Origin of the sequence: Enterobacter sp. YSU (assembly GCF_016082135.1) — a bacterium.
Classification (GTDB): Bacteria; Pseudomonadota; Gammaproteobacteria; order Enterobacterales; family Enterobacteriaceae; genus Enterobacter; species Enterobacter hormaechei_C.
The window spans coordinates 4,413,796-4,428,696 of the sequence record NZ_CP059487.1; the positions used below are offsets into that span (position 1 = coordinate 4,413,796).

The 14,901-nt window shown below is 54.6% G+C and carries 16 protein-coding genes; 7 read left to right on the forward strand and 9 right to left on the reverse strand.

Translation table 11 applies throughout. The features are described from left to right. Window positions 1-160: 160 nt before the first annotated feature. Window positions 161-1,669 carry a dipeptide/tripeptide permease DtpA gene (dtpA, locus tag H2Z33_RS21130; protein ID WP_003857596.1) on the forward strand — a complete coding sequence of 503 codons (1,509 nt, stop codon included), beginning with the start codon at window positions 161-163 and terminating at the stop codon, window positions 1,667-1,669. Between the two features lie 105 nt (window positions 1,670-1,774). Next, entirely contained in the window at window positions 1,775-2,380 is a 606-nt protein-coding gene (gene gstA, locus H2Z33_RS21135; RefSeq protein WP_003857598.1) for a glutathione transferase GstA, read from the forward strand. Between the two features lie 90 nt (window positions 2,381-2,470). Here gstA and pdxY read toward each other — a convergent pair whose 3' ends face one another. The 5 genes from pdxY to anmK all read right to left on the reverse strand — a co-directional run bounded on the left by pdxY (window position 2,471) and on the right by anmK (window position 7,053). After that, window positions 2,471-3,331: a pyridoxal kinase PdxY gene (gene pdxY / locus H2Z33_RS21140; protein ID WP_015570669.1), complete on the reverse strand. Its 861-nt coding sequence runs from the start codon at window positions 3,329-3,331 to the stop codon at window positions 2,471-2,473. Window positions 3,332-3,397: 66 nt separating this feature from the next. Then, window positions 3,398-4,672 carry a tyrosine--tRNA ligase gene (gene tyrS, locus H2Z33_RS21145; RefSeq protein ID WP_017384594.1) on the reverse strand — a complete coding sequence of 425 codons (1,275 nt, stop codon included), beginning with the start codon at window positions 4,670-4,672 and terminating at the stop codon, window positions 3,398-3,400. 125 nt (window positions 4,673-4,797) lie between these two features. After that, entirely contained in the window at window positions 4,798-5,454 is a 657-nt protein-coding gene (gene pdxH, locus H2Z33_RS21150; RefSeq protein WP_003857601.1) for a pyridoxamine 5'-phosphate oxidase, read from the reverse strand. A 57-nt stretch (window positions 5,455-5,511) separates the two neighbouring features. Continuing rightward, complete coding sequence (gene mliC / locus H2Z33_RS21155; protein ID WP_087924270.1) at window positions 5,512-5,841, reverse strand: C-type lysozyme inhibitor; 330 nt, start codon at window positions 5,839-5,841, stop codon at window positions 5,512-5,514. 87 nt (window positions 5,842-5,928) lie between these two features. After that, window positions 5,929-7,053: an anhydro-N-acetylmuramic acid kinase gene (gene anmK, locus H2Z33_RS21160; protein WP_015570673.1), complete on the reverse strand. Its 1,125-nt coding sequence runs from the start codon at window positions 7,051-7,053 to the stop codon at window positions 5,929-5,931. 255 nt (window positions 7,054-7,308) lie between these two features. On the opposite strand from anmK, the gene slyB reads away from it, so the two are divergent. Together slyB and H2Z33_RS21170 are read left to right on the forward strand one after the other, a co-directional pair. After that, window positions 7,309-7,776, forward strand: coding sequence for an outer membrane lipoprotein SlyB (gene slyB / locus H2Z33_RS21165; protein WP_003857604.1), 468 nt, complete (start codon window positions 7,309-7,311; stop codon window positions 7,774-7,776). A gap of 192 nt (window positions 7,777-7,968) precedes the next feature. After that, window positions 7,969-9,333 (forward strand): GGDEF domain-containing protein, encoded by a 1,365-nt coding sequence (locus H2Z33_RS21170; protein ID WP_063135088.1) that lies wholly within the window; start codon window positions 7,969-7,971, stop codon window positions 9,331-9,333. Window positions 9,334-9,368: 35 nt separating this feature from the next. On the opposite strand, the gene slyA is transcribed toward H2Z33_RS21170, so the two are convergent. Further along, complete coding sequence (gene slyA, locus H2Z33_RS21175) at window positions 9,369-9,809, reverse strand: transcriptional regulator SlyA (protein WP_006808997.1); 441 nt, start codon at window positions 9,807-9,809, stop codon at window positions 9,369-9,371. Window positions 9,810-9,996: 187 nt separating this feature from the next. Here slyA and H2Z33_RS21180 point away from each other — a divergent pair, with 187 nt between their 5' ends. The 3 genes from H2Z33_RS21180 to H2Z33_RS21190 are packed head-to-tail and all read left to right on the forward strand — an operon-like array spanning window position 9,997 to window position 13,129. Then, entirely contained in the window at window positions 9,997-10,233 is a 237-nt protein-coding gene (locus tag H2Z33_RS21180) for a DUF1656 domain-containing protein (protein WP_003857607.1), read from the forward strand. 2 nt (window positions 10,234-10,235) lie between these two features. Further along, window positions 10,236-11,096 (forward strand): HlyD family secretion protein, encoded by an 861-nt coding sequence (locus H2Z33_RS21185; RefSeq protein WP_026080710.1) that lies wholly within the window; start codon window positions 10,236-10,238, stop codon window positions 11,094-11,096. Continuing rightward, window positions 11,096-13,129, forward strand: coding sequence for an FUSC family protein (locus H2Z33_RS21190; RefSeq protein WP_026080711.1), 2,034 nt, complete (start codon window positions 11,096-11,098; stop codon window positions 13,127-13,129). The genes H2Z33_RS21185 and H2Z33_RS21190 overlap by 1 nt, the downstream gene beginning before the upstream one ends. Here the strand turns inward: H2Z33_RS21190 and sodC are convergent. From sodC to H2Z33_RS21205, 3 genes are all read right to left on the reverse strand, one after another. Then, a complete protein-coding gene (sodC, locus tag H2Z33_RS21195; RefSeq protein ID WP_015570677.1) occupies window positions 13,108-13,626 on the reverse strand; it encodes a superoxide dismutase [Cu-Zn] SodC in 519 nt (172 codons plus the stop codon). The two genes, H2Z33_RS21190 and sodC, sit on opposite strands and share 22 nt — an antisense overlap. Window positions 13,627-13,707: 81 nt before the next feature. Next, window positions 13,708-14,604: an aldo/keto reductase gene (locus H2Z33_RS21200; RefSeq protein ID WP_017693550.1), complete on the reverse strand. Its 897-nt coding sequence runs from the start codon at window positions 14,602-14,604 to the stop codon at window positions 13,708-13,710. 48 nt (window positions 14,605-14,652) lie between these two features. Next, window positions 14,653-14,892 carry a DUF1289 domain-containing protein gene (locus H2Z33_RS21205; protein ID WP_017384600.1) on the reverse strand — a complete coding sequence of 80 codons (240 nt, stop codon included), beginning with the start codon at window positions 14,890-14,892 and terminating at the stop codon, window positions 14,653-14,655. Between the last annotated feature and the right edge of the window lie 9 nt (window positions 14,893-14,901).

The following is a 14,901-nucleotide window of genomic DNA, read 5'->3' on the forward strand; positions in this document are numbered from 1 at the left end:
AGTTATATGTAACAGATTATTACAAACGTATTGCCAGATGGGGCTGGATAGTGAACATTACCCGCCGTTTCCCCTCCCAATATAACTATAAAGCGGATGGACTACGGTCATCACGCTATGAACACCCCCGTTAATATGGGATGTAAAAAAAGAGGTATATGTGTCTACTGCAAACAATAAACCAACAGATGAGAGCGTAAGTCTTAACGCTTTCAAACAGCCTAAAGCGTTCTATCTCATTTTCTCGATCGAATTATGGGAACGTTTTGGCTACTACGGCCTGCAAGGGATCATGGCGGTTTACCTGGTTAAACAGCTGGGTATGTCTGAAGCCGATTCCATCACGCTGTTCTCTTCCTTCAGCGCCCTGGTGTATGGCCTGGTCGCTATCGGCGGCTGGTTAGGCGATAAAGTCCTCGGTACTAAACGAGTCATTATGCTGGGCGCCGTTGTTCTGGCGATTGGCTATGGGCTGGTTGCCTGGTCCGGGCACGATGCAGGTGTGGTTTACATGGGCATGGCTACCATCGCGGTAGGTAACGGCCTCTTCAAGGCGAACCCGTCTTCCCTGCTCTCTACCTGCTACAGCAAAGATGACCCACGTCTGGACGGTGCATTTACCATGTACTACATGTCCATCAACATCGGTTCCTTCTTCTCTATGCTGGCAACCCCATGGCTGGCCGCAAAATTCGGCTGGAGCGTAGCGTTTGCGCTGAGCTTCGTGGGTATGCTGATCACCGTTGTGAACTTCCTGTTCTGCCGTAGCTGGGTTAAAGACTATGGTTCAAAACCAGACTTCGAACCCGTGCACATGGGCAAACTGCTGGCAACCATCGTCGGCATCGTGATCCTGGCCGCTGTCGCCACCTGGCTGCTGCACAACCAGGGCGTTGCACGTGCCGTACTGGGCGTGGTTGCGCTGGGTATCGTGATTATCTTCGCGAAAGAAGCCTTTGCGATGCAGGGTGCGGCACGTCGTAAGATGATTGTGGCGTTCATCCTGATGCTGGAAGCGATCATCTTCTTCGTTCTGTACAGCCAGATGCCAACGTCTCTGAACTTCTTCGCTATCCGCAACGTTGAGCACTCCATCCTTGGTATCGCGTTCGAGCCGGAGCAGTATCAGGCCCTGAACCCGTTCTGGATCATGATTGGTAGCCCGATTCTGGCCGCTATCTATAACAAGATGGGCGACCGTCTGCCTATGCCGCACAAGTTCGCTATCGGTATGGTGCTGTGCTCTGGCGCATTCCTGGTGCTGCCTCTGGGGACGAAATTCGCGACCGACGCGGGTATCGTGTCTGTTAACTGGCTGATCCTGAGCTATGCGCTGCAATCCATCGGTGAACTGATGATCTCCGGTCTGGGCCTGGCGATGGTTGCGCAGCTGGTTCCTCAGCGTCTGATGGGCTTCATCATGGGCAGCTGGTTCCTGACCACCGCTGGCGCGGCTATCATCGCAGGTAAGATTGCGAACCTGATGGCGGTACCAGACAACGTTACCGACCCGCTGGTTTCCCTGAATGTCTACGGCACCGTGTTCATGCAAATTGGTATCGCGACCGCCGTGATTGCCGTGCTGATGCTGCTGACCGCACCTAAACTGAATCGTATGACCCAGGACGACGACAAATCCGCTAAAGCGATCAAAACCGCGAACGCGTAATGTCATCGGGAAACGACTGAACAGAAGCCGCTAATTGATTAGCGGCTTTTTTTTTATCCGAACGCGCACTAACATAGCTGGAACCTCAGCAAAAAGGAGTTACCGATGAAACTGTTCTATAAACCGGGCGCCTGCTCTCTTGCTTCCCATATTACGCTTCGCGAGAGCGGTAAAGATTTCACGCTGGACGGCGTTGACCTGATGAAAAAGCGTCTGGAAAACGGGGATGACTTTTTTGCGATTAACCCAAAAGGCCAGGTTCCGGCCCTGCTGCTGGATGATGGCACCCTGCTGACCGAAGGGGTGGCGATTATGCAATTCCTGGCGGACAACGTACCGGATCGTCAGCTCCTTGCCCCCACCGGCAGCATTGCGCGTTATAAAACGCTGGAGTGGCTGAACTATATTGCCACCGAACTGCACAAAGGCTTTACGCCCCTGTTCCGCCCGGACACGCCGGAAGAGTACAAACCTACCGTGCGCGCGCTGCTGGAGAAAAAGTTGCAGTACGTTAACGACGCGCTGAAAGACGACCAGTGGATCTGTGGCTCGCGTTTCACCATCGCCGATGCCTATCTGTTTACCGTTCTGCGCTGGGCGCGCGCGGTTAAGCTGAACATGGAAGGATTAGACCATGTCGCGTCGTATATGACGCGCGTGGCGGAGCGTCCTGCGGTGGCAGCGGCGCTGAAAGCGGAAGGGTTGAATTAACCGAGCGGCCTGGATTGCCGGGTGGCGCTGACGCTTACCCGGCCTACAAATTCCGTAGGCCCGTGCAAGCGCAGCGGCGCCGGGCGTTTTCTAAAGCTGCGTTGCGCTAAAATAGTGCTCCGGCTTCGCGATGCGATCCTGCGCCGCGACGACCTGGAGCTCATATTCCTGCATCGTCTTCGTCGCAATCATGATTTCATAAACGGCTGCGGTGACGTGCTCCAGCGCATCGCGCAGGCTCGCGCCCTGTAATAGCTTCACCAGCAGCAAACCGCTGGTCACATCCCCGACCCCGACAGGCTGACGTGCACCGAAATCCACCAGCGGTCGACTGATATGCCAGGCTTCATCCTTCGTCACCAGCAGCATTTCAAAACGGTCCTGGCTCAACCCTGCGCGTGCCAGGTGCTTAACCAGCACAATCTCTGGCCCCTGGGCGATCAGCTCGCGAGAGGCGCTTACAGCCTCTTCTACGCTGTTGACCGGATGCTCGCACAGGATCTCAAGTTCAATCAGGTTGGGGGCAATAATATCGCTGGCGGGCAATGCATGACGGACATGAAACTCCGCAACGCCCGGCGCTACGATGCAGCCTTTTTCCGGATGTCCCATCACCGGATCGCAGAAATATTTCGCCGCGGGGTTTGCCGCTTTCACCTGGCGCACAATGCCGAGGATATGTTCCCCCTGCTCCGCCGAACCCAGATAGCCGCTCAGTACGGCATCGCAGCGTTTAAGCTGGTCGATATCCGCAATCCCCTGAACGATTTCCGTCAGATGCGACGGCGGCATTACGCAGCCGGTCCATTTACCGTACTGGGTGTGATTCGAGAACTGGACGGTATTGAGGGGCCAGACGTTAACGCCGAGGCGGCGCATCGGGAATTCCGCAGCGCTGTTGCCAGCATGTCCAAACACAACGTGGGACTGAATGGCGAGGATGTTCTTCATGTTGTACTTACCAAACCCTGTCAAAACAAAAGGGGCGTGGTTTCCCACGCCCCTGCATACTTTTAATTACTTCCAGCAGACCAGGCAGTAATTTTTCTTACCGCGACGCAGCAGCGTGTAGCGACCATAGAGACGGTCGTTCTCGGTAAAGGTGTATTCCGGATCGGCCTGTTTTTCGCCATTAATGGTGATCGCGTTAGAGGCGATGGTTTTACGCGCCTGACCGCGAGACGGCTGGAGCTCGGAGTCCACCAGCGCCTGCATCAGATCGGCGCCTTTTTCCATCTCAACCATCGGCACGCCATCCTGCGCCAGCTGTTCGAAATCCGCTTCGCTTAAATCGCTCAGGGTTCCGTTGAACAGGCTAGCCGTAATGCGCTTCGCCGCCGCCAGACCTTCTTCGCCGTGAACCAGTTTAGTCACTTCGTCCGCCAGCACGTACTGGGCGCGTGGTGCTTTACCGCTGTTCTTGTCTTCTTCTTCCAGCGCATTGATTTCTTCGATATCCATAAAGGTGAAGAACTTCAGGAAGCGATAAACGTCGGCATCCGCCGTGTTGATCCAGAACTGGTAGAACTTGTACGGGCTGGTTTTCTTCGGATCCAGCCATACCGCGCCGCCTTCGGTCTTACCGAACTTGGTACCGTCGGCTTTGGTGATCAACGGCACGGTCAGACCAAACACCTGATTCTGGTGGAGGCGACGGGTCAGATCGATACCGGAGGTGATGTTACCCCACTGGTCGGAACCGCCAATTTGCAGAGAGACGCCGTGCAGTTTGTTCAGGCAGGCGAAGTCATACCCCTGCAACAGGTTGTAGGAGAATTCGGTGAAAGAGATACCCTGATCGTCACGGTTAAGACGCTGCTTCACTGCTTCTTTGTTAATCATCTGGTTAACAGAGAAGTGTTTGCCGATGTCACGCAGGAACGTCAGCACGTTCATGCCACCAAACCAGTCGTAGTTGTTCGCCGCAATCGCAGAGTTGTCACCGCAGTCGAAATCCAGGAACGGTGCAACCTGTTTACGGATCTTATCCACCCACTCCTGCACGGTGTCTTCGGTATTCAGCTTACGCTCAGCGGCTTTGAAACTTGGGTCGCCAATCAGACCGGTCGCGCCGCCAACCAGTGCGACAGGCTTATGGCCGGCCATCTGGAAGCGTTTCAGGCATAACAATGGAACAAGATGCCCCAAATGCAAGCTGTCAGCGGTGGGATCGAAGCCGCAATAGAGCGCGATCGGGCCTTGCGCCAGTCGCTCTGCTAACGCTTCCTCGTCCGTCACCTGGGCCACGAGGCCCCGCTCTTGCAATTGTTTAATCAAGTTACTGCTTGCCATCAAATTCTCCATGTATAAACGACTGCACCTTTGCCGGTACACGACTTTTCGCCTGATGCGAAAGGACCATAGAATAAAGCGCCAGCGCGGTGTGCGCTAGCGCTTAAATCAACAAATTTTGGGGATTACGGGGCCAGTCTGTCGATTTTCCAGCCACCGTTGTCGCGCTGGTATAAAAAGCGGTCGTGCAGGCGGTGTTCACCGCCCTGCCAGAATTCCATCTGCTCAATGGGGATGCGGAACCCGCCCCAGAAACTCGGCAGCGGTACTTCACCCTGCTGAAACTTCTGTTTGAGTTCGAGGAATTTACTTTCCAGCACACCGCGGGCTGAGATTCGGCTGGACTGTTTAGAGACCCAGGCGCCGATCTGACTGTCGCGCGGGCGGCTGTGGAAATATTTTACCACTTCGAGCGTAGAGAGGCGCTCCGCCTTGCCGGTGACCATCACCTGGCGCTCCAGCATATGCCACGGGAAGAGCAGGCTAATACGCGGATTATTTTCAAGGTGATGCGCTTTACGACTGCCAAGATTGGTGTAGAACACCAGCCCTTTCTCGTCATAATGCTTGAGAAGAACGATGCGTTGATACGGCTGACCATTTTCATCAACCGTGGCAACGACCATTGCCGTCGGGTCAGCCAGTTTCGCTTCGCAGGCCTGCTTCAGCCAGCGTTCAAAAAGCACCAGCGGTTCGGCGGGAAGATCCTGGCGGCGCAGACCGCCTTTGGTGTATTCACGGCGCAGATGCGCAATTTGCTGTAGTTCGTCGTTATCTGACATGGCGTTAGCTGAAAGTGAGATTGGGTGGCGCTATTGTGCGCGCCCCCTTCAAAAATCTCAACGCTTCGGATTTTCAAGCTGACAATTGTTCAGCACAATGCGGTCACGCTTGTAGACGGTGGCGCTGTCGCCTTTCGACCAGAAGACGTAGATTCCGTCTGAGTAGCGCGCACCGGAGGCCGACATTCCCTGCTTCAGCGTTAACAACTTATTGTCATAAACAAAGCTGGCTTCCTGATGCGGGTTGTTCAGCTTCACCGTCAGCGGTTTTTCATCACAACGATATTCCAGCGTATCGGTTTGCATACGCTCAACGAACTGGTTATAGGCGCTGCATCCGGTCATAAGAAAAGGTACAGCAATAAGAAGAAGTTTTTTCATGGGCAGATTCCGAAGACTATCCTGGTCCTGGAGGGCCTAACCGCCCTCCTGTTTTTCCCTATTTTACGGGTTACGCCTCCCGCTGAATTTCAGTTAACTCTGATTATGGCGCGGGTTTGCGGGGAAAATGGCCCCAAGGACGCTCGCCTCCCGCGCACCGGTTACGGAGGGTAAATTCCCCGGCAGACCGGCAACCGTACGCCAGGCAAGCCAGGCGAAGGCCAGCGCTTCCATATCGTCTCCGCTGATCCCGGCTTCATCAGTGGTCGTGACTTCGGTGCCTGGCAGCAAGGCGGCGAGGCGTGCCATCACCAGCGGGTTGCGGCTTCCGCCTCCGCATACCAGCAAGCGCTCACATCCGCCGCTCAGCAACACCTGTTCAGAAATCGACACCGCGGTGAGCTCCGTCAGCGTAGCCTGCACATCCTGAGGCGCAAGGCCGGGGAAGCGCGCCAGCTGACGTTCAAGCCAGCCGTAGTTGAAATATTCCCGCCCCGTGCTTTTCGGCGCGGGCAGAGCAAAGAAAGGATCGCTTAACAGGGTTTGCAGCAAGGGAAGGATCACTTTCCCCTGGCTGGCCCACTGCGCGTCTTTGTCGTAGGCTTTACCGCTCTGACGCCAGATCCAGGCATCCATCAGCATATTACCGGGTCCGGTATCGTACCCCCGCACGGGCTGCCCGGGAATAAGCATCGACAGGTTGGCGATCCCGCCGATGTTCAGGACCATCCTGCGCTCTACCGGGTGCGCCAGCAGCGCCTGATGAAATGCCGGAACCAGCGGCGCCCCCTGCCCGCCGAGGGCCATATCGCGACGACGGAAATCACCCACCACCGTCACACCGGTTTTTGCCACAATCTGGTTGTTATCGCCAATTTGCATCGTGTGCGGCGCCTCGCCGACAGGTTCATGCCAGACGGTCTGCCCATGGCAACCTATTGCCACGATATCCTGCGGGTGGAGTCTTTCCTGCTGCATCAGGGCCAGTACCGCCTCAGCAAACAGCGCCCCCAGACGCACATCCAGTTGGCCCAGTTGGGAAAGCGTCAGCTGTTGTCCCTGGCAGATGTTCAGGATCTCTTCTTTTAACGAGACAGGAATAGGCCAGGTCAGGCTTGCCTGCTGCGCCACCATGTTTTCATCAATGGCGGCCAGAACGACATCCACACCGTCAAGACTGGTACCAGACATCACACCGATATAGCGACCCGATTTCATGCGCTTTCCTTACGTTACATGGGCTAAGTGCAAACACTCCATCATAAATAACGCGGCTTTGCTATGCGGTGATAATATTTTTTAACAATCTCAGACCTGTAGCACAGACGGTTTTTGTTTATGTCCCGTTAAGCCCTGTTGAAGTAAAATTTATCTATTCGGCATGCAAAGATATGAACTGTGGTCAGGAATGCCATATAATTTAGCCATAACGGATGCCCCAACCGGGCGTTTTTTGGTGAACAGGAGAGTCAAATGATTTTACGTGTACTGGGCGTTTCGCTGATTGGTTTAACACTGGCGGGTTGTGTGAATGACAGTTCACTCTCCGGCGACGTATATAGTGCTTCTGAAGCTAAACAGGTACAGAACGTGACATACGGTACTATCGTTAATGCCCGTCCTGTTCAGATTCAGGGTGGCGATGACACGAACGTGGTGGGCGCAATCGGTGGTGCTGTGCTGGGTGGTTTCCTGGGTAATACCATTGGCGGCGGCACCGGACGTTCTCTGGCTACCGCAGCGGGCGCAGTTGCAGGCGGCGTAGCGGGTCAGGGCGTTCAGGGTGCGATGAACAAAACTCAGGGCGTTGAGCTGGAAATCCGTAAAGACGATGGCAGCACCATTATGGTTGTGCAGAAACAGGGTAACACCCGCTTCTCTGCTGGCCAGCGTGTTGTACTGGCAAGCAACGGCAGCCAGGTTACCGTCTCCCCGCGATAATATCCTGATGGATGTGGTCTGTTCAGACCGCATCCATTTAACAAAATCATCGTTTCCAACAATATATTTGCACAATACATTCACACGGTGAATTATTCATTTCATCTATTTTTGTCCGTGCGCAAAGTATTTTTTATTTACCTCGCTTAGACTCTTCGTAATCTCTTTTCTTTTTTAATTTTTAAATTCTCTATGCTTGCGATCTGTCGATTTGTAAAGAACCGCTTTGTGGCCTTCGCGCTTGGATGCATTGTTATCATTGCCGTATTACAAGCTTTTTTTATAAAACTTGTTGAATGGGTTCCTTCGTTTTCACCTTTGTTTTTCCCTACACTGACGATATTTCTTCTGGTGTTTCATCTGTTTATTGCCTGTTTTATGGCAATGAAATACTGGTGCGACAGAAGGCGATTATATCTTGTTCCCATTGCCCTGGCCTTTGCCGGCTCAGCATTATTGATGGTGGGGACTCTGTCCAGCTTCCCGGCCTGGCTTGATCTCTATCAGTTCAACGTGGCGAACTATAATGACGCCATGATTTTCTATATGTTCCGCCACTTTTTAATGGCGGTGCTGATAATCATCTCGGCATTGCTGTATACCCTGCGTACGTCCGCTCTCTCACGAAGCACCCACATCGGTATCGTTGTCGGCGCCTCGCTCTTAACGGGCAGTATGCTTGGGCTGGCATTGTTCTATTCCAGCCATTCAACCCTGCTCACACTGGACCTGGTAGACAATGAAACCCGACAGTTTATGGTTCTCTGGAGCCAGGCGATTAATATTATTTTGATCGTCCTGTGGGGAGTAACGTTAATCACCCTGATGGCCATTACCCGCGTGAGGAATTTGTTTTGGGTCGGCGGCAATTTTTTATGCGTCTGTTATATCGTCACCCTGCTCATGCTATTGTTAGGCGGGCACGCTGAAGATATTTCATGGTACCGGGCACGGTTATTCGAAACTGTCGCTACATTAATCATTATCTTCATCTTACTTTCCGATGTATTTAATTTGTATCGTGACTCGCATGTAAAATATCAGCAGTCTTATCAAAACTCGATCCGCGACCCCCTCACCCGTCTGTATAATCGTAGCTATTTCTATGATTCATTAAACTACGCGCTGAGTACAGCAACCCTGGCGCACCCGGTATCGGTGATCGTGAGCGATCTTGACCGTTTCAAACGCATTAACGACTGCTACGGCCATTTGCAGGGGGATAAGGTTTTACAGTTTGTCTCAAACCTGTTGACCGATTCAGTGCGACCGCAGGATATCGCAGCGCGGATCGGCGGCGAAGAATTTGTGCTCATGCTGACAAATACCCCTTCCGATCTTGCGCAACAGGTTGCCGAACGCATACGTCTCAAATTGAGCGGTTTCGACAACGTCAGCAGCGGCGGTTATCTCCCGGAACCGATTACTATCAGTATGGGGGTATTCACCGCCACCTCGCCGGAGACCAGCGCTGAAACCTGTGTGGAAAGCGCGGATAAAGCCATGTACGAGGCAAAAGAGACGGGCCGCAACCGGGTGGTGGTGTTCAGAACATGACAAAGGCCTTGCACCAGCAAGGCCTGTGAATAACGTCAGTCGCGCGACTGTAAATCGTGGATGTTTTGCTCAAGACGGGCGATGAGTCCGATCAGCATCTCCAGCTCAGCGGGGGAAATACCGGCCAGGATCTCCCCTCGCGTTTTACTGATGACGGTCTCCATCTCAGTAATAATCGGGGCCGCTTTTTCCGTCAATTTGATCCGCTTGGCGCGACGATCGCTGGCGCAGGTTTGTCGGGAAATGAGTCCCTTCTCTTCCAGCTGGTCAAGGGTACGCACCAGAGAAGGCTGCTCAATACCAATCGCTTTTGCCAGTTGGATCTGTGACTGATCGGGCGGGAGCTGATGAATGTTATGCAGCGTAACCCAGTGCGTCTGCGTAAGTTCCAGAGGTTTCAGGCGATGGTCAATCAGAGCACGCCAGATGCGTACCAACCTTGCCAGATCAGAACCTAATGGCGATTCCAATTTCATCTCCTTATAATTAGCTTGCTAAGTGATTATAGTGATTTTAGAATAGTTTGCAGTATTTGTATTGCCAAAACAAATGCAATCACGGTATTCATCATTCCTTAAAGGATGATTTACACTGAATGGTAGTGCGCCATCGCATTGAAATCTGCCAATGTGGCCCTCATTCCACCGCAAAGGATCGCTGCTTGTGACGTTGTTTTCCTTCTCCGCAGGGTTGCCCCTCCAGGATTTGATTGTTGGCGCATCGGTCTACTTTCCGCCACTGTTTAAAGCCGTGATGGTCGGTTTTGTAATCTGGCTCATTGCGCATCGTCTGCTGCGCGACTGGATGTATTCCGGTGAAATCTGGCACCCGATGTTAATGGATCTCTCCCTGTTTACCCTCTCCGTCTGTCTTGGCCTTGCCGTGTTAACCGTGTGGTGAGAATAGCATTGAAAACGTTAAAATATTTTTCCACTCTTTTCGTTTTAGCGCTGGCGGTGATGGCCGGCTGGTGGCTCTGGAATTATTACATGCAGTCGCCCTGGACGCGTGACGGTAAGATCCGCGCGGAACAGGTCAGCATCACGCCACAGGTGTCCGGCAGTATCAGCGCGCTGCTGGTGAAGGACAACCAGTACGTTCATGCGGGCGATGTGCTATTCCGTATCGATGAGACCCCTTTCCACATTGCGGTGCTTAATGCCCAGGCGCAGCTCGCAAAAGCTCAATCAGATCTGGCAAAAGCCAATAACGAAGCCGAACGCCGCCGCCATCTGTCGAGAAATTACATCTCTGCGGAAGATCTCGATACCGCCAATATCAATGTAAAAGCCATGCAGGCCAGCCTGAAGGTTGCAGAGGCAACGCTGAAACAGGCCGAGTGGCAACTGACCCAGACCGTGGTCAAAGCCCCGGTGGATGGATGGATCACGAGCCTGTCTACCCGTGTGGGTGATTACGCCACCACAGGCCAGCCGGTCTTCGCCCTGGTCGATAGCCACTCTTTCTATGTTGTAGGTTATTTTGAAGAGACCAAGCTGCGCCATATCCGCGAGGGTGCGCCTGCCCGGATCACGCTTTACAGCGGCGCAGAAACGTTACAGGGTCACGTTAGCAGCATAGGTCGGGCAATATACGATCAGAGCGTGGAAACCGATTCTGGCCTGGTGCCTGACATCAAACCCAACGTCCCGTGGGTGCGCCTGGCTCAGCGGGTGCCTGTTCGCGTCGAGTTTGATCAACTGCCGAAAGACATTACCCTGGTCTCTGGCACAACCTGCACCGTCGCCATCGGATCGCGATGATGAACCTGGGGGCTTTCTCCTGGCGCAATACGCCGTGGATAAAAGCGACACGGCCGCAGTGGCGTTACGCGCTGCGCAACGGCATCGCCATGTGCCTTGCGCTTACGGTTGCCTATTATCTGAATCTGGATGAGCCTTACTGGGCGATGACCTCTGCGGCGGTCGTCAGCTTCCCTACCGTCGGGGGCGTTATCAGTAAAAGCCTCGGGCGCGTGGCGGGTAGCCTGCTGGGGGCAACCGCCGCACTGCTTCTTGCCGGCCATACCCTGAACGATCCCTGGCTCTTTCTGTTAAGCATGTCGGCATGGCTGGGGCTGTGTACCTGGGCCTGCGCCCATTTTACCAATAACGTTGCCTATGCGTTTCAGCTGGCGGGTTACACCGCGGCCATTATCGCCTTTCCGGTCGTCAACGTGCTGGATACCACCGAGCTGTGGGATATCGCCCAGGCACGCGTGTGTGAAGTGATGGTTGGCATTCTGTGCGGGGGCGTCATGATGATGATCCTGCCCAGTACCTCAGATGGCACTACGCTTATCACCGCCCTTAAAACGATGCACGCACGTTTGCTGGAACATGCCAGCCTGCTCTGGCAGCCTGACAGCAGCGATGATATCCGCCTCGCGCACGAAAAGGTCATCGGCCAGATCCTGACCATGAACCTGTTGCGCATCCAGGCTTTCTGGAGCCACTACCGTTTTCGTCGCCAGAACACGCTTCTGAACTATTTACTGCACCAGCAATTGCGGATGACGAGCGCGATCTCGAGCCTTCGCCGGATGTTGCTGAACTGGCCTGCACCGCCAGCCCATACCCGGGAGATTATCGAGGCGCTGCTCGCCGCTCTTGCGCGTCCGGATGCCGATATCTATACCGTGGCCCGCATTATCGCGCCGCTCGCCCCAACGGATGAATATGACTACAGGCACCGTGCCTTCTGGCAGCGTCTGAACTATTTCTGCCGCCTGTATCTGCGCAGCAGCCGCTGGTTAAAAGCCGTCGAAAATGCCACGCCCGTCACCGAATTTTCCGTTCCCGGTAGTCCTGCTCTGGCGCGGCATACCGACGCAATGGAGGCGCTGTGGAGCGGTTTTCGTACGTTTTGCGCGTTGACGGCCGTGGGCGCATGGGCCATCACCACGCAATGGGATGCGGGCAGTGCGGCCCTGACGCTTGCGGCAATCAGCTGCGTGCTCTATTCCGTCGCCGCTTCCCCCTTTAATTCCCTGACGCTTCTGCTGCGTACGCTGGTACTGCTGTCGCTATTCAGCTTCGTGGTGAAATTTGGTTTGATGGTGCAGATAACCGACCTCTGGCAATTTCTGCTGTTTCTCTTCCCGCTATTAACCACCATGCAGTTGCTCAAACTGCAAATGCCTAAACTGGCCGGTCTGTGGGGTCAGTTGATTGTTTTTATGGGCTCATTTATCTCTGTAACGAATCCACCGGTTTACGATTACGCTGATTTTCTCAACGACAACCTGGCGAAGATCCTCGGCGTGGGGCTGGCGTGGCTGGCTTTCGCTGTGCTACGCCCGGGCTCGGACGCGCGTAAAAGCCGCAGGCATATTCGGGAGTTGCGCAGGGGTTTTGTCGATCAGCTGAGCCGCAGGCCGCATCTGCGCGAAAGCGAGTATGAATCGCTGGTTTACCATCATGTCAGCCAGCTGAACAACAGCCAGGATTCACTCTCCCGTCGCTGGCTGCTGCGCTGGGGCGTGGTGCTGTTAAACTGTTCGCACGTGGTGTGGCAACTGCGCGCCTGGGAGACGCGTTCCGATCCGCTGTCGCAGGTCCGTGATAACTGTATTTCCATGCTCCGAGATGTAATGAGCGAGCGCGGGGTGCAGCAGCGCCCCCTGAGCGTCACGCTCGCCGAGCTTCAGCGTATTTGCGACGCGCTGGCGCACCATCATCAGCCTGCGGCCCGCGATCTGGCGTCCATTATCTGGCGGCTGCACTGCTCCCTGTCACAGCTTGAACAGGCGCCGCCACCCGGTACGATTGGCGATCAGATCACCCCGCAGGCATAGCGCGCCCCGCCGCCGCCAAGCGGTTTAGGCTGATCGGACATGTTATCGCCGCCCACGTGGACCATCAGCGCCTTGCCTTTGACCTCGTCAAGCTTTTTGAGTCGTGGCGCCACAACCGGATCGGTGGCTTTACCATCGTTATTTACCACCAGCACCGGCAAATCGCCGAGGTGCCCCATCCCTTCCGGGCCTTCATGCTTACCGGAGTTGTGCGGGTCGAGATGCCCCCCTGCGGCTTCCGCAGCTGTTGGTTTCCCCTCTTTCATCGCGGGTTGACAGCTGCCTTTGGCATGAACGTGAAAACCATGTTCGCCGGGTGGAAGAGCCTTGAGATCGGGAGCAAATTCCAGCCCTTTATCGGTTTCGGTGATTTTCACCGTCCCGATGGACTGGCCTACCCCCTGAGAAGTGACGAGATTCATTTCAACGTCCTCGCTGGCTGCATGCGCACCTGCGCAAACAACCAGCGTGACCATTGCCAGAGCAAAACGCTTCATAAGACCTCCACGGGTTATTTTTTGCACCTTAAGTCTATACCAGCGGCGCAGATTTCACCGGAAAGTCAGGTTCAGGCGTGCTCAGGGTACGTCGTAGCCCAGCGCCGCCTTGCGGATGCGGAACCACTGCTGACGCGTCATATCCAGCTCCTCAGCCACAAGCGCAGCGCGGACGCGCTCAATTTTGCCGGAGCCAATAATTGGCAGCGGTTTAGACGGCAGGCACAGGATCCAGGCGTAAACCACCTGCTCGATACTCTCCGCATTCAGTTCGCGCGCCACCGTTTCAAGCTCGTTACGCAGCGGCTGGAATGCCTCATCGTTAAACAGGCGGCCGCCTCCCAGACAGGACCATGCCATTGGACGGATGCGCAGCTGTTGCAGTTGGTCGAGCGTGCCATCCAGCAGCAGCGGCTGATGAACAGGCGAGATCTCCACCTGATTCGTCGCCAGCGTAAACGGCAGGCGAGACTGCAATAGCGCAAACTGTGCCGGGGTGAAGTTAGACACGCCAAAATGGCGCACTTTGCCGCTCTGGTGCAGCGTCAGGAAGGCTTCCGCGACCTCATCCGCATCCATCAACGGATCGGGTCGGTGGATCAGCAGCAGGTCGATACGATCGGTGGCCAGGTTAATCAGTGACTGCTCGGCGCTTTTAACGATATGCGCGCTGTCAGTGATGTAATGCCCAAGCGCATGCTCCGGTTTTGCTGTGGTGGCAATACCGCATTTGGTCACAATCTCCATACGTTCACGCAGCGCCGGCGCACGCTTCAGCGCTTCGCCAAAGGCAGCCTCGCACTGATAGCCGCCATAAATATCAGCGTGATCGACGGTGGTGATCCCGAGATCGAGATGCTCTTCTATAAAGTCCGCCAGCTGGACCGGAGACATATTCCAGTCCATAAGGCGCCAGTAGCCCATAACAAATCGGGAGAACTCCGGGCCCTGCGGGGCAAGGGTAATACGCTGAACCATAACATTTTCCTCAAGGAAGTCATGTCACCAGTATACGCAATTACCCTGCTAAAACAGTGAAGGTTGCTGAGGTTCTTCGCTTTCAACCGCTTTGTTTGCACGAATTTTACGCAGCAGACGCTGTCGACAGAGCCGTAAGACCTCCTGCTTTTGCGCGTCGCTGAAATTTTGCCAGTTAAAACGTTCATCGCGCGTGCGCATGCAGCCACGACAGTATCCTCGTTCATCTACCTGGCAAATACCCCGGCACGGGCTCTGGACAGGGAAAAACTCCAGTTGCTCTGCCACACCTACCTC